The following is a 15,655-nucleotide window of genomic DNA, read 5'->3' as shown; positions in this document are numbered from 1 at the left end:
ACTTTGCAACGAAGTCAGCGCAACTACCAAACTTGGTAGTTGCAGGGCGAGAGCCTATTCAGCAGGATAAATATCACGCCACCGGCTATTATCTACCCTAGGAGAAAATTGATATGAATCATGGCACTTACGACAGTATCTTAGACATGATCTTATATCACGTGAACTCCACGCCTGATCGTATCGCCGTCAAATGCGGTGCGCAGCACTTGACCTATCGACAGTTGGACCAGCAGGCAGATCTGATTGCCGGTTACCTGGAGCATAACGACGTTCCACGTAATGCTATTGTTGCAGTCGCCATGGAAAGAACCGTCCAGCTAATGGCTGTCTGCCTGGGGATAATGAAGCATGGCTGTGCCTATCTACCCATTGACATCGACAACCCTGAGCACAGAATCAAAAACATTCTGGATAACGCCGGGGTTGAATGTATTTTCAGCGATGCAGAGTCATTCCCTCGTCAGGGCTTTTGCGCCACGACCGTCAACCCACACACAATTTTCAGCCAAGCCTACCCTCGTAAAAACATCAGCGGGCCACGACCCAGTACGTGCGCCTACTGTATTTACACCTCTGGCTCCACCGGCGCCCCCAAAGGCGTACTGATCAGCCACGGCGCGTTATTGAACCATACGCAGTGGTTCATAGAAGCGTTCGCTGTCAACGAGGCTGACATTATCTTGCAACGCACTTCGATAGCGTTTGATGCGTCGGTCTGGGAGCTATGGACGGGGCTGGCGGCCGGCGCATGTACCGTCATGCTCCCCGCAGCTTATGCCAAGCATCCGCTGGGGATTTTGCTGACACTGCAGAGAGAACATATAACCATCGCCCAGTTTGTACCTACACTGCTGCGCGAGCTGGTGAGGCTGAGGCAATTCGAACACATCCCCTGCCGGCTGGTATTTTGTGGTGGTGAGTCATTGACCTGGGAGTTGGCGGACCTGTTCCTGGCGAAAACCCGCACCCCGTTGGTCAACCTGTATGGGCCTACCGAGACCACTATAGACGCGACCTTCTGGCGGGTGAACCCAGATGCCGACAGGGCGTTGCCTGCCCCCATCGGCCAGCCCATTCGCGGTATGCAGGTATACCTGTTGGATGAGCAGGGGAAACCTGTTGCTCTACCGCATCAAGAAGGCGAAATAGTCATTGCGGGACCGGGTGTCGCCATTGGCTACGTCAACAGCCCTCATGAAAATGAGCTGCGCTTCACATCGCTTAACCTCGATGGACACGCTCTGCGAACTTACAAAACGGGCGATATTGGCTTTTTTTCCACCACAGGCGATCTTCACTACCTGGGACGTCGCGATAGCCAGTACAAAATCAACGGGCACCGAGTAGAGCTTCTGGCCATAGAGGAAATCGTGCAGCAGACGTCCGGCGTGCACAGCGCCGCCGCCTACATTGATACGCTCGTCAGCGCAGAAAAACAGATTTGCGTGGCGTTTGTGCCACAGGGCGATGCGGATACACACGCCGTTGAGCAACGCATCAGGCAGGCGCTCTCCCTTCAGCTCCCGTCCTATATGCACCCCAGCCGAATACAGGCACTGAGCGAACTGCCACTGTTGCCCAATGGCAAAATCAACCATAACACTTTGCGTGAACTGGCTTTTCAACCGGATACCGGCCCCACCGAAATCGACGCGCAAACCTCGACGGCCGTGCAATTGCAGTCCATCTGGACGGAAGTTCTCAATCAGCAATCGATTTCCTCTGACAGCCACTTTTTTGAACGCGGGGCGACCTCCCTCTCGGTGATGATGCTGCTGGGCAGGATTGCGAACCTGTTCAACGTCTATCTGAGCCCCAAGGATATTTTCGATCATCCGGTTCTGGCTCAACAAGTGACGCTACTCGGCGAATGTGCCAGCCATGGCGCTGAAAACGCTATGTTGCTCGACGCTTATGCCTGGCGCCGACGAGTGGGTGAACAGACGCCCGGGCTGGCTCAGTTGGAGATACTGGATAAACCCGCGCAAACCCCGGCCTACTTGGAAAATGTAGTGCTGGCGTTCTACATTCAGGGCACTTGTTCAGCGATCAGGGTGCGCGAGGCATTTGCTACGGTACTGGCACAGCAACCGGCACTGCGCTGCAGCTTCACGCTAAACGCACACGGCCAGTGGCGTCGCACGCAGCACGTTATCGATGATTTCCCATTGCCGTTTCACGTCATCAACCTTGAGCCGCAAAACCAGTCCGACGACACCGTTACAGATCTGGTGGTGCAAGCTTCACTGACCGCCTTCGACCTGAGCAGCCCCCCGTTGATCCGGGCCACCTATATTCAGTGCCCTGAGGCCAATGATGTGCTGATTATCACTGCTCACCACATTGCCTTCGATGGCTGGTCAGGCGCGGTGCTGATGGAGCAGCTATGCGCGCACTATCAGGCACCCAGGGGCAGCGTCGCACCCGAGCAGATCGTGCATTGCCTCAGCTACTCAGACTATACGGATGCCCAGCATCAACGCTTTACCGAGAAGTTGCTGGACAAGCATCTGGATTTCTGGCGACAGGCACTCGAACATTTACCCGAACCTTTTGCCTTGCGCGGAGCGGGCCAGCGACCGGACGCGTTTACGTTTCGCAGCGCGGTCATCCCATTGAACCTGGATGCGCAGTACCCCGCTATAGAACACCTGTGCAATCGCAGCGGATTCAGCCTGTACACCATCATCCTGAGCGCATTCCTGGTGGCACTGGCCCGAAACACCGGCACCGAGGATCTGTATGTGCGCTCACCAGTCGCCAATCGGATCGATGCGGCCCTTGAATCCGTGGTGGGGTACTTCGTTCATCCCATGGTCATCAGACCCAAGCTTAGCCACTGGTCACCTTCCCTGCACCTTCTTGAGCAGATCAATCACTGCGTGCTCGATGCCTACGGCCATGCGTTGTTGCCTCCACACTTATTTGAAGCCAACTGCTCACCACGCTCCAGTGCCTATGGGTCCCGGTTTCCCTACTGGTACAACCACCATAACTACCCGTCAAGGCAGCGCCATTTGGGTGATGCGCCGTTGCGGGGGATCGGCGTGCCGTCCACAGGCATCAAGACCGATGTGTCCCTTAACACGGTGCGCACCGACAGCGGGCTGATCGGCAGTCTGTCCTATTACCGCGATGGGATCTCGCAGGTGAATGCCCAGGCGTTGTTGGCGGATTTCCACCAAGCATTGAATCAATTGCTGACCATCGCCTAGTGGCAACCGGCACTGTCGCCGTGTCGATGCACCTTTTTACAGGGACGATCATTGTAATGGGCCACTTTACTGAAACCGCTGACAGACCTGACGCTTCGCTGGTTTTATACCCGGATGAGCTGCCTGAGCATAAAGACCGGGTCATTTCCCTTAATGGGCGCTGCGAAGCGGTACGGCATCTGGGCGGCATGACCTTCTTGCGCGTGGCCAGCCACTATTTTTCATTACAAGTGATTGTCCTGGATGCGGCGCTGCGGGATGCCACGGCGCAGATTCGCCAGGCAGACATCATTTCAGTCAGTGGCCGCTTGAGAATCAGACCGGATGTGCTCAAGGAGAGCGTCGACCCGCGAACTCATCCGAATCAGTACGAAGTGGTTCTGGAGCAATTTTCGATTCTTTTGCCAGCGCAAAAAATCGACTTCGTGCCGAGCTCGGAAGCAAAAAACCATCACTTTCACCGGCATCGCCGGCACCAGAACAGTCAACTCGTTGCACTGATCAAGCTGCACCTGGAACGCCAGGGTTTTGTGCAACTGCCACCGCCCGCGTCACTGGGCTTTCATGAACAGCAACGGGTTCGCGAGTTGGTCGCCCTCTGCGACAGCAGCGAATGTGATTCGCCGTTGTTCAGTGCCTATACGACCGAACAATTAATGTTTGGCACCCAGCGGTTCTACTTCTTTATCGACGGCGCCGGCAACCTGCCTGACCTGCTACACGTTGTGATTGCTCATCACCAATGCGGTCCTGACGGCTATGAAGGGATATTGAGCGCCATCGCCCGGCAGGTCGTGGAGTTGCTCGCCCCCGACACGCCTTGGCGACTGGATGCGGCCCGGCCACACTGGCCTGCACTGATGCTGCAGAACCAGCCTTCGATGCACATCACAGGCCACACTGGCGACCGGCAATCCCTCGAACCCTCTGGGCAATGGGCTGCAGGACAACGGATCGCCATGCGCAGACGCCTCAAGAGTGCCCTGCCCCCCTTTGACGACATGGCTTCAACCTTGAGCGTGTCACTGGACGCACTCAGCCAGAACCTGGAGGCGGCATGTCCGCCCAAACGAGGCAAAGTACTCGCACAAGAGCTTCAGCCGGGTTCCCACCCCGAACACGCCGAGTCCTATGAGGCATATTCAAAACTGGAATCCGAACACCAGATGCTGCTGGTCGAGCAATCCCTGCAGGGGTTCAACCCCTCGCAGCACATTGCAACTGCCCGCACCTCAGCCCAGGCAGCGTTGCGCTACATGGAACCGGCCCTGGATCACTACGGTATCGACCCGGGCATGGCGCAACGCTTTCTCTCGCTCCAGGCACAACTGCATCCAGACTCCAGCAGCCCCGCTTGCCCTGTGGAATTGTTCCAATTGCTGTGGACCGTACTGGGCAACCCATCAGCCAAGCGCCTGCTTGACAGCAACGCCCACCGTGATCGTCTACTGGCGGTATTCGTCGATCAAAGAATCCTGACGGACGTTCGCCAGCTCGTGTTTATCCACCCCGGCGCAATTGACGCACTGGGAAGCCTGTTTGAACACATACGCGACAAAGATATCCTGGGGCGCCTTCGCACACTTCTGCGCAATGTAATTGCCAGAACCCCGACTGAACTCGCCACTTTACTGACGACCCTGGGCGCGATGTCCCCCGCTGACGCAATCACCGCCATCGCACAGACCAAAAAACTCGAAAACGCGGTGAAACATGGTCTGACTACGCCTTACTGGCTGTCACGATGCCTGGACTGCGACGACCCTTCGTCCCTCGTAAATGAGCTGTACCTGAACAATCTAAAAGCCAGCCAGCGCGTATTGGGCAACCATCCGCTATTGCCCTCGTCGACGGGGAACGAAGGTGATACCCAACCGTCGCTCGCAGAGACGATCTATACCCTGTTCAGGCCAATTACCGTCGGCATCAGTGATCTGCAACAAACGCTGTGCGAGTTACGGGATCATTGCGGGCACGTAGAACGTGCAGGCTTGAAACGATTCAACCGAGGCTTTGTACCGCATTTGCAAGGCTATCGCTATTTCATCAATCAAGAGCGCAAGCCTTATGACCGCCTCCGAATTTATCTTTCAAAAAATGCAGCGTCTTTTTTTGCCAAATCAACGACGGGTATCTGTACCGACATCAACCGCGGGCTGTTCGAAAGAGACGATCACTTTCACCTGAATATTTTCAGCGAGCGACGGGGGCGCCTGGTGGGCAATGTACAACTGTATACCCTGACCATTGGCAACGAGCCTGCTCTGCTGATTCGCGGCATCAACCCGATCAAGCATTACGCGACCAACGCACTCGTCGATGAACTCCTCGATTGCATCATCGCCTGCGCCACTGACCTTGCTGCTGAAAATGCCTACGCCATGGTGTGCGTTGCACACCAGAACGGCCTCTGGAACTCTAACTCCAATCGCCCAGAGTTGCGTGCTGCCCTGGCGCGACGCTTGGCACACACTGAGCCATTGACGCTGAACCACCCTTTTCACCTTTATACTTACTACCGCACCCCCATCTACCTGTCTGACGTCTATCCGCTATGGCGATCTACGGCGCAAACGCAAAAACTCTCTATCTAGAGACTAAAGCCTCATAAAAGAGACAGTCCGTTGTCACAGACAGCGCCGCAGCGCGTGCTTTGGAAATCGAGTTGGTTTGATCACACCCCGCCAGCACACAGTCTCACAATGGAGACAGCGCCTGAATCAACATCCATTAAATCGTTATTTTTCAAATATTTATACGCTTGGCACGCATTTAGCTATAGCGTTTCCCCAGTGTTACCCCACAAAAATAACAATCCGATGGAGACACACCATGAGTGTGATCATTGCCCTGGCTGCGCTCGCGCTGCTGATGCTGGCCGCCTACCGTGGCTATAGCGTTATCCTGTTTGCCCCCATCGCCGCCCTTGGCGCGGTGCTGCTCACCGATCCGTCCGCCGTCGCCCCTGCCTTTACCGGGGTGTTCATGGAAAAGATGGTCGGTTTTATCAAGCTGTATTTCCCGGTATTCCTGCTCGGTGCGGTGTTCGGCAAGCTCATTGAGCTGTCAGGCTTTTCGCGTTCGATCGTGGCCGCTGCGATCCGCTTGCTCGGCACCCGCCAGGCGATGCTGGTGATTGTGCTGGTCTGCGCCCTGCTCACCTATGGCGGCGTGTCGCTGTTCGTGGTGGTGTTTGCGGTGTACCCGTTCGCCGCCGAGATGTTCCGCCAGAGCAATATCCCCAAGCGCCTGATCCCGGCGACCATCGCCCTCGGCGCGTTTTCGTTCACCATGGATGCCCTGCCCGGCACCCCGCAGATCCAGAACATCATCCCCAGCACCTTCTTTAACACCACCGCCTGGGCGGCGCCGTGGCTGGGGCTGATCGGTACGATCTTCGTGTTCTGCGCCGGCATGCTCTACCTCGCACGCCAGCGCAACAAGGCCAAGCGTGCCGGTGAAGGCTATGGCACCGAGTTGCGCAATGAGCCGGAAACCGCCGACAACCTGAGCCTGCCCAACCCGTGGCTCGCGCTGTCGCCGCTGATCCTGGTGGGGGTGATGAACCTGTTGTTCACCCACTGGATCCCGCAGTGGTACGGCAAGACCCACAGCCTCAGCCTGCCGGGCATGAGCGCGCCGGTGACCACCGAAATCGCCAAGCTCACCGCGATCTGGGCGGTGCAGGCAGCGTTGCTGGTGGGGATTATCGTGGTGCTGGTGTTCGGCTTTTCGGCGATCAAGAGCAAGCTGGCCGAAGGCAGTAAAAGCGCGGTCAGCGGTGCATTGCTGGCGGCGATGAACACCGCCTCGGAATATGGGTTTGGCGCCGTGATCGCCTCGCTGCCGGGCTTTCTGGTACTGGCGGACTGGCTCAAGGGCATCCCCAACCCGCTGGTCAACGAAGCGATCACCGTGACCTTGCTGGCCGGTATCACCGGCTCTGCTTCCGGCGGCATGAGCATCGCCCTCGCCGCGATGTCCGAGAGCTTTATTGCAGCCGCCCACGCGGCCAATATCCCCCTTGAGGTGCTGCACCGGGTCGCGGCCATGGCCAGCGGCGGCATGGACACCCTGCCCCACAACGGCGCGGTGATCACCTTGCTGGCGGTCACCGGGCTGACCCACCGCGAAGCCTACAAGGACATTTTTGGTATCACGATCATCAAGACCCTTGCGGTGTTCGTGGTGATCGGCACTTTCTACGCCACCGGCATTGTGTGAGGTTTTCATGACGACTTTGAATGGCAAGACCGCCCTGGTCACCGGCTCCACCAGCGGCATCGGCTTAGGCATTGCCCTGAGCCTGGCCAAGGCTGGCGCCAACCTGATTCTCAACGGCTTTGGCGACGCCAGCGCGGTGATCGCCCAGGTGCAGGCGTTTGGCGGTAAGGTCGGGCATCACCCGGCCGACGTCAGCGACCCCGCGCAGATCGCCGACATGCTCGCTTACGCCGAGCGCGAGTTCGGTGGCGTGGACATCCTGGTCAACAATGCCGGCATTCAGCATGTGGCAGCGGTGGAGGACTTTCCGGTGGAACGCTGGGATTCGATCATCGCCATCAACCTGTCCTCGGTGTTCCACAGCACCCGCCTGAGCTTGCCGGGCATGAAGGCCAAGGGCTGGGGGCGCATCGTCAATATCGCTTCGGTGCACGGCCAAGTCGGCTCAGTGGGCAAGGCGGCGTATGTGGCGGCCAAGCATGGGGTGATCGGCCTCACCAAAGTGGTGGGCCTGGAAACCGCCACCAGCAATGTGACCTGCAACGCCATCTGCCCGGGCTGGGTACTGACGCCACTGGTGCAGAAGCAGATTGATGATCGTGTGGCCACCGGGGTCGACCCACAGCAGGCGCAACAGGATCTGCTGGCGGAGAAACAGCCGTCGCTGGAGTTTGTGACGCCGTCGCAGCTCGGGGAGCTGGTGTTGTTTTTGTGCAGCGAAGCCGGCGCCCAGGTGCGCGGCGCGGCCTGGAACATCGATGGCGGCTGGCTGGCCCAGTAATTCACACACAGCCTATCTAATGTGGGAGCTGGCTTGCCTGCGATAGCATTGGGTCAGTTGCCCGATCTATCACTGATACACCGCTATCGCAGGCAAGCCAGCTCCCACAATTTTAACAAGAGGCAGCTTATGTCCGACATCCTCTGGCAACCCTCCCCGGAACGCATCGCCAACACGCGCATGGACCAGTTCCGCCGCTTCATCAACCAACGCCACGGCGTTCAGCTCCACGACTACCCCGCCCTGCACCAATGGAGCATCGACCAGCGCCCGGACTTCTGGCAGGCGATTGTCGCGTTCTTTGACGTGCAGTTTCGCAGCCCGCCCAGCGTCACCCTGATCGAAGACATCGAGATGCCCAGCGCCCAGTGGTTTCCCGGCGCCACCCTGAACTTTGCCGAACACCTGTTGCGCCGCCGCGACGATCATCCTGCAGTGGTTGCCATCAGCGAAGACGGCCAACGTGAACAGTTGAGCTATGCGCAACTGGCGGAACACGTGGCCGGCGTGCAAAAAAGCCTGCGGGCGGCGGGGGTCGGCATGGGGGATCGGGTGGCCGCCTGCATGCCCAACACCTGGCAAACCCTGGTGGGCATGCTCGCCACCACCAGCCTCGGCGCGATCTGGTCGTGCTCCTCGCCAGACTTCGGCACCCAGGGCGTCATCGACCGCTTCGGCCAGATCGAGCCCAAGGTGCTGATCACCTGCGCAGGCTACCGCTATGCCGGCAAGCGCATCGACCAGAGCGCCAAGCTCAATGAAATCCTTGAGCGCCTGCCCTCCCTGCAACAGCTGATCATCGTGCCTTACGCCAAGCCCGAGGCTCAGGCTGGGGACTACACCACCCACGCCCACGTCGCACTGTGGGACGACTTCTATCAAGCCGGCGGCGAACCCGAATTTGTCGCGGTGCCGTTCGATCACCCGCTGTATATCCTTTATTCCAGCGGCACCACCGGCATCCCCAAGTGCATCATTCACGGCACGGGCGGCGTATTGCTGACGCACCTCAAGGAACACGGCCTGCATGCCGACCTGAACCGCGAGGACTGCCTGTTCTACTACACCACCTGCGGCTGGATGATGTGGAACTGGCTGGTGTCGGTGCTGGCGATCGGCGCCACCGCGGTGCTGTACGACGGCTCGCCGTTCCACCCGGGCCCCGAACGCTTGCTCGACCTGATCGATGCGGAAAAAATCAGCGTGTTCGGCACCAGCCCAAAATTTCTCGCCACCCTGGAAAAATCCGGGTTGCAGCCGCGCTTGAGCCACGATCTGGGCAGCCTCAAGGGCCTGATTTCCACCGGCTCGCCGCTGTCGCCCCAGAGTTACGACTACGTGTACCGCGAGATCAAATCCGAGCTGTGCCTGTCGTCGATGTCGGGAGGCACCGACATTGTCTCCTGCTTTGTGATCGGCAACCCTGTGCTGCCCGTGCGGCGCGGTGAGATGCAGTGCAAGAGCCTGGCCATGGCCATCGAAGTGTGGGACGACCAGGGCCGGCCCCTGATCGGAGAGAAAGGCGAACTGGTGTGCACCCGGCATTTCCCTGCCATGCCCATCGGGTTGTGGAACGACCCGCAGCAGCAAAAACTGCGCGCCTCGTATTTCAACCAGTTCCCCGGCGTATGGGCCCAGGGCGACTATGCCGAGCAACGCGCCAACGGCAGCCTGTTGATTCATGGGCGTTCCGACGCGGTGCTCAACCCCGGCGGCGTGCGCATTGGCACCGCCGAGATTTATCGCCAGGTAGAAAAAATCCCGCAGGTGCTGGAGAGCCTCGCCATTGGTCAACGTTGGCAGGACGACGTGCGCGTGGTGCTGTTTGTACGCCTGGAGGACGGGATCGAACTGGACGAGGCGCTGCAACAGCAGATCCGCCAGGTGATTCGCGCCAACACCACACCGCGGCACGTGCCGGCGAAGATCCTCGCTGTCACGGATATCCCCCGCACCATCAGCGGCAAAATCGTCGAATTGGCGGTGCGCAATGTGGTGCATGGCGAGCCGGTGAAAAACACCGATGCCCTGGCCAACCCCCAGGCGCTGGAGCAATTTCGCGACAGGGCTGAGCTGGCCGATTAGATGAAAGGTTTCAGCGCTGATGCAGCGTTTTGAAGAAAAACCCTCAAGGCATGCTATTTTTCGGGGGTAGTCACCCGTTGTCTTTCCTTGGGACAATGGGTGTTGTCATTTTTCAAAGCGTCATGCTCAGGGCTTTTTATGAATGGAACATCCACCGGTAGCGAAGCCGCTGCGTTGATCAAGCGGCTGGACTGGGCACAAAGCCCACTCGGTGAGGCCAGTGAGTGGCCGCAAAGCCTGCGCACTGCCGTCGATATTGTCGTGCATTCACCCATGCCGATGGTGCTGCTGTGGGGCCCGCAACTCACGCAACTCTATAACGATGGCTTTGCCCACCTGATTGGCAGCAAACACCCCGGCGCCCTGGGCCAGCCGGCGCACCACACTTGGCCGGAGCTTGAAAGCTTCGCCGCGCCGGTCTACGACGCCGTGCTCGGCGGCCAGGTGCGCACCTTCAGCGAGCAACGCTTTGTGCTGCACCGCCAGGGCTGCGATACCGAAATCTGGCTGGACCTGACCTACAGCCCGGTGCGCGATGAAAGCTGCCAGGTGGCCGGCATCCTGGTCACCGCCATTGAAACCAATGAGCGGCGCAGTAAAACCCTCGAACTGCAACAGCGTTCCGAAGCAAGCCTCAAGGCCCAGCACAACACCGAGCAACGCCTGCAACTCGCATTGGCAGCCACCGACGCGGTGGGCACCTGGGACTGGGATATCGGTGAAGACCGCTTCATCGCCGACGCCCATTTCGCCTATCTGCATGGCGTCGACCCCAATGATTCAAGCCTGCTGCCTATCAGCGCTTACCTGCACGGCGTGCATCCTGAAGACCGGGGCACGGTGACGCGCAGCATCAAGCATTGCATCACCCACGGCACCGAATACGCCGAGGAGTACCGCCTGCAGCAAGCCGATGGCCAGGTGCGCTGGGTATTCGCCCGTGGCCGCTGCTACAAGGATCATCACGGCCGGCCGGCGCGGTTCCTCGGCGCCGCACTGGACCTCACCGAGCGCAAAAACACCGAGCAGGCCTTGCGCCAGAGCCAGACCGAGCTGCAACTGATCATCAACGCCATGCCCGTGTTGATCGGCTACGTCGACCACGACCAGCGCTTTCGCCTCAACAACAGCGCTTACCTGGAGTGGTACGGCAAGACGCCCCAGGAACTGTACGGCAAGACCATCCGCGAAGTGCTCGGCGACGAGGTGTATGCCGGGCGCGCAGACAAGATCGCCGCCGCGCTCAAGGGCAAGGCGTGCAGCTTCATGACGGTGACGCCTCATCGCGATGGCCGCCCGCGCCATGCGTTGATGAAGTACCTGCCGCGCTTTAGCAATGACGGCTCGGTGAATGGTTTCTACATCTTTGTGATCGACGAGACCGAACGCAAGCTCACCGAAGAAGCCCTGCGCCACCTCAACGAGAACCTCGAAGAACGCGTGGCCCAGCGCACCCAGGCGCTGGCCGAGGCCAACCAGCGCCTGCAAAACGAGATGTTCGAGCGCGAACGTGCCGAAGATGCCCTGCGCCATGCCCAGAAGATGGAAGCGGTCGGCCAGCTCACCGGCGGTATCGCCCATGACTTCAACAACATGCTCACCGGCATCATCGGCAGCCTGGACCTGATGCAGCGTTACATTGCCGCCGGGCGCAGCGACGATATCGGCCGCTTTGCCGATGCCGCCGTGTCCTCCGCCCATCGTGCCGCCGCCCTTACCCACCGGCTGCTGGCGTTCTCGCGGCGCCAGTCGCTGGACCGTCGCCCTACCGACCCCAACCAACTGGTGGCATCCCTGGAAGACCTGTTCCGGCGCACCAAGGGCGCGCATATCGAACTCAAGGTCCAACTGGGCAAGGACATCTGGCCGGTGAATACCGACGCCAGCCAATTGGAAAACGCCCTGCTCAATCTGGTGATCAACGCCCGCGACGCCATGCCTGACGGCGGTGAGCTGCTGATCGAAACCGCCAACAGTTACCTGGACGGCACCGACATCACCACTCTGGAACCGGTCAAGGCCGGCGACTATGTGATGCTTGGCGTGAGCGACAACGGCAGTGGCATGGCGCCGAAAATCCTCGCCAAGGCCTTCGACCCGTTCTTCACCACCAAGCCCATCGGCCAAGGCACTGGCCTTGGGTTGTCGATGATCTACGGCTTTGCCCAGCAGTCCGGCGGCCACGTAACCATCCAGAGCGAGCCCGGCCAGGGCACCTGCGTGCGCCTGTACCTGCCGCGTTTGTATGGCACGGCGCTGGAAAGCAGCCTGCCCACCAGCCTGACCGAAGCACCCGTGGCCCTGGCCGGTGAAGCGGTGGTGGTGGTCGAGGACGACCCGGCGGTGCGTATGCTGGTGGTCAATGTGCTCGACGAACTGGGCTACACCGCGCACCAGGCGGCGGATGCCCGTGCGGCGCTGCCGTTGCTGGAGTCGGATTTGCGTGTGGACTTGCTGGTGACCGACGTCGGCCTGCCCGGCATGAACGGCCGGCAACTGGCGGAAATCGCCCGCCAGCATCGCCCCGGCCTGCGCGTGCTGTTCATGACCGGTTATGCCGAGAAAGCCGCCGAGCGCCAGGGGTTCCTGGAAGACGGCATGGACATGGTCGCCAAGCCCTTTTCCATTGACCTGTTGGCCAACAAAATCCGTAGCATGATCGGCGTCGAGGCCTGAGTTCAGGCATAATCGCGCGCCGTCGCACAGCTGGTAGAGCCCCATGAAAGCCCAAGCCCGTCATATCCTGGTGAAAACCAGCGAAGAAGCCGAACAACTCAAGCAGCGCATTGCCAAGGGCGAAGCCTTTGATGTGCTGGCCAAGAAGTACTCCACCTGCCCGTCAGGCAAACGCGGCGGTGACCTGGGCGAAGTGCGGCCCGGGCAGATGGTGGGGGCCATTGATGCGGTGATCTTCAAGAAACCGGTGAAGGTGGTGCACGGGCCGATCAAGAGCAAGTTTGGCTATCACCTGGTGCAGGTGTTTTACCGCGATTGAGCATTTGGCTCCAGACCGCTTTCGCGAGCAAGCCCGCTCCCACATTCGACCGCGTTAACTGTGGGAGCGGGCTTGCTCGCGAACCGCCGCAGGCGGCCATTCATCTCGGTATTAAAGCCCCCGGCACCTGAATCACCCGGCTCGCCAACCGATGCCCCGCCAATGCAGCCTCTTGCGGTGAGCCACCCTTGAGCCGACTGGCCAAATACGCCGCACTGAACGAATCCCCCGCCGCCGTGGTGTCCACCACCTTCTCCACCTTCAACGCCGGCACCGCAAAGCGCTCGCCCGCGCAACGAATCAGGCAGGCATCCGCTCCGCGCTTGAGCACCACTTCTGCAATCGACGGGTACGCCGCAAATACCTGCTCGCTATTCTCATAGCCAAACAACGCGCGTTCGTCATCCTCGGTGAGCAAGGCAATGTCCACCTCGACCAACACCCTGCGATACGCCTCACGGGCCGTTTGCACATCGGCCCACAGCCGCGGCCGGTAGTTGTTATCGAACACCACCTTGGCGCCGCGCCGACGGGCTTCGATCAGCGCCTGCAGTAAGCGCTCACGTCCGATATCTCCCAGCACCGCCAGGGTAATGCCGCTCAAATACAGCATGTCATAGCCCGGCAAGGCCGCCAGGACCGGCTCGGCAGCCGGTGTGGTAAAGCAGTCGCGCACGGCCGCTTCGTTGCGCCAGTAGAGGAATTTACGTTCGCCCTGGGCATCAGTCTGGATGCAGTACAAGCCCGGCAGGCGCCCAGGCAGGCGCTGGACCATCCCCAGGCCAAGGCCTTCGGCGTGCCAATGCTCACACATGGCATCGCTGAAGCTGTCATCGCCCAGGGCGGTGACGTAGTCAACGCTGCCGGCATCGCCCAGCTCGCGGCGCAGGTACACCGCGGTGTTCAGGGTATCGCCGCCGAAGCTCTGGTGCAGGCTGCCGTCGGCGCGGTGTTGCAGTTCGATCATGCATTCGCCGATGAGGGCGATGCGGGGGTGGGTGTTCATGCCTTGGCTCTCTGGTGTGGCTGATGGCCTCTTCGCGAGCAAGCCCGCTCCCACAGTTGACCGTATCTCAACTGAAGGAATGCAGTTGAATGTGGGAGCGGGCTTGCTCGCGAAGGACGCGACGCGGTCTAGAAGCAGGTACGCAGAGACTCAACCGCCTGCAACTGCTCATCCACCAGGCACCCCACCTGCCACTTGTCAAAGGTCAGGCAAGGGTGGGACGTACCAAACGAAATAATGTCGCCAATGCGCAATTCCACTCCCGGCGCCACGGTCATGAACGCATGCTGGTCCATCACCGCCGTTACCTTGCACCCGCTCACATCATCCCCTTGCGCAGGCACGATCCCGGCCCTGTAGCGCTTGAGCGGAACCGGCAAACCGGCGTCGTAGGCCACGTCGCGCTTGCCCAGGGCAACCACCGCAAAACCAGGCTCCGGCAGCGACTGCACGTGTGCCCAGACTTCCATAGCCGGGCGCAGGCCCTCGTTGAGGTCGCTGCGGCGTTCGAGTACGCAGCACTGCGCTTCTTTGTAGATGCCATGGTCGTGGGCCACGTAACTGCCAGGGCGTAACACGCTGAGGAAGCGGCCGGCGGCGTTCTGCGTCTCGAACGACTCGGCGATCAGGTCGTACCAGGCCGAGCCCGATGCGGTGATGATCGGCTTGGGCAGGTCGAACAGGCCGCTGTCTTGCAGCTCGACCGCCAGGCTCACCAGGCTGGCGGCAAAGTTGCGAATGCCACTGATGGCATGCTCGCCGTGGATCACGCCTTCGTAACCCTCGATACCGGTGAGGGCCAATGCCGGCTGGGCCTGGATCGCCTTGGCCAGCTCACGCACTTCTTGCTCGCTGCGACAACCGCAGCGGCCGCCAACCACGCCGTACTCGATCATCACGTTAAGGCGCTGGCCACGGGCGGCGAAGAACAGGCCCAGGTCGGCGACGTTGTCCGGATGGTCGACCATGCAATGGAAGTCAAAATCCTTATCGGCCAGCAGGTCAGCGATCAAGGCCATGTTCGGCGCGCCCACCAACTGGTTGGCCATCAGCACGCGACGCACGCCGCTGGCGTAGGCTGCACGGGTCTGCACGGCGGTAGCCAGGGTGATGCCCCAGGCACCGGCAGCGATCTGGCGCTCGAACAGCGCGGGCATCATGCTGGTCTTGCCGTGTGGCGCCAGCTCGGCGCCGCTGCTGCGGACAAAGTCCTGCATCCAGCGAATGTTATGTTCCAGGGCATCACGGTGAAGCACCAGGGCCGGCAGGCTGACATCGCGGACCAAATGAGCACCGACGGCGGCGGCACCTTTTTCAACGGCATTGAGGGCAGACATGGAAAACTC

The 15,655-nt window shown here is 60.1% G+C and carries 9 protein-coding genes; 7 read left to right on the top strand and 2 right to left on the bottom strand.

What is annotated here, in order from left to right:
• Positions 1 to 113: 113 nt before the first annotated feature.
• The 7 genes from MF6394_RS19150 to MF6394_RS19120 all read left to right on the top strand — a co-directional run bounded on the left by MF6394_RS19150 (position 114) and on the right by MF6394_RS19120 (position 13,303).
• The gene (locus MF6394_RS19150; protein WP_078467293.1) at positions 114 to 3,218 is read left to right on the top strand and encodes a non-ribosomal peptide synthetase; all 3,105 of its coding nucleotides are present in this window, start codon (positions 114 to 116) and stop codon (positions 3,216 to 3,218) included.
• 56 nt (positions 3,219 to 3,274) lie between these two features.
• A complete protein-coding gene (locus MF6394_RS19145; protein WP_078467292.1) occupies positions 3,275 to 5,812 on the top strand; it encodes a hypothetical protein in 2,538 nt (845 codons plus the stop codon).
• 238 nt (positions 5,813 to 6,050) lie between these two features.
• Positions 6,051 to 7,442: a GntP family permease gene (locus tag MF6394_RS19140; protein WP_078467291.1), complete on the top strand. Its 1,392-nt coding sequence runs from the start codon at positions 6,051 to 6,053 to the stop codon at positions 7,440 to 7,442.
• Positions 7,443 to 7,449: 7 nt separating this feature from the next.
• Positions 7,450 to 8,223 carry a 3-hydroxybutyrate dehydrogenase gene (locus MF6394_RS19135; protein ID WP_003191811.1) on the top strand — a complete coding sequence of 258 codons (774 nt, stop codon included), beginning with the start codon at positions 7,450 to 7,452 and terminating at the stop codon, positions 8,221 to 8,223.
• 129 nt (positions 8,224 to 8,352) lie between these two features.
• The gene (locus MF6394_RS19130; RefSeq protein WP_078467290.1) at positions 8,353 to 10,308 is read left to right on the top strand and encodes an acetoacetate--CoA ligase; all 1,956 of its coding nucleotides are present in this window, start codon (positions 8,353 to 8,355) and stop codon (positions 10,306 to 10,308) included.
• A gap of 138 nt (positions 10,309 to 10,446) precedes the next feature.
• The gene (locus MF6394_RS19125) at positions 10,447 to 12,984 is read left to right on the top strand and encodes a PAS domain-containing hybrid sensor histidine kinase/response regulator (RefSeq protein ID WP_044274299.1); all 2,538 of its coding nucleotides are present in this window, start codon (positions 10,447 to 10,449) and stop codon (positions 12,982 to 12,984) included.
• 43 nt (positions 12,985 to 13,027) lie between these two features.
• Positions 13,028 to 13,303: a peptidylprolyl isomerase gene (locus tag MF6394_RS19120; RefSeq protein ID WP_003174397.1), complete on the top strand. Its 276-nt coding sequence runs from the start codon at positions 13,028 to 13,030 to the stop codon at positions 13,301 to 13,303.
• 100 nt (positions 13,304 to 13,403) lie between these two features.
• Here the strand turns inward: MF6394_RS19120 and MF6394_RS19115 are convergent, their stop codons facing one another.
• Both MF6394_RS19115 and MF6394_RS19110 read right to left on the bottom strand, forming a co-directional pair.
• Positions 13,404 to 14,309 carry a sugar kinase gene (locus MF6394_RS19115; protein ID WP_078467289.1) on the bottom strand — a complete coding sequence of 302 codons (906 nt, stop codon included), beginning with the start codon at positions 14,307 to 14,309 and terminating at the stop codon, positions 13,404 to 13,406.
• Between the two features lie 128 nt (positions 14,310 to 14,437).
• Positions 14,438 to 15,646, bottom strand: coding sequence for an amino acid deaminase (locus MF6394_RS19110; protein ID WP_078467288.1), 1,209 nt, complete (start codon positions 15,644 to 15,646; stop codon positions 14,438 to 14,440).
• Positions 15,647 to 15,655: the final 9 nt, after the last annotated feature.

It is taken from the genome of Pseudomonas sp. MF6394 (assembly GCF_002018845.1).
Lineage (GTDB): Bacteria > Pseudomonadota > Gammaproteobacteria > Pseudomonadales > Pseudomonadaceae > Aquipseudomonas > Aquipseudomonas lactis.
The sequence above is the reverse complement of the archived record's forward strand: the minus strand, read 5'-3'. Positions and strand labels throughout refer to the sequence as shown.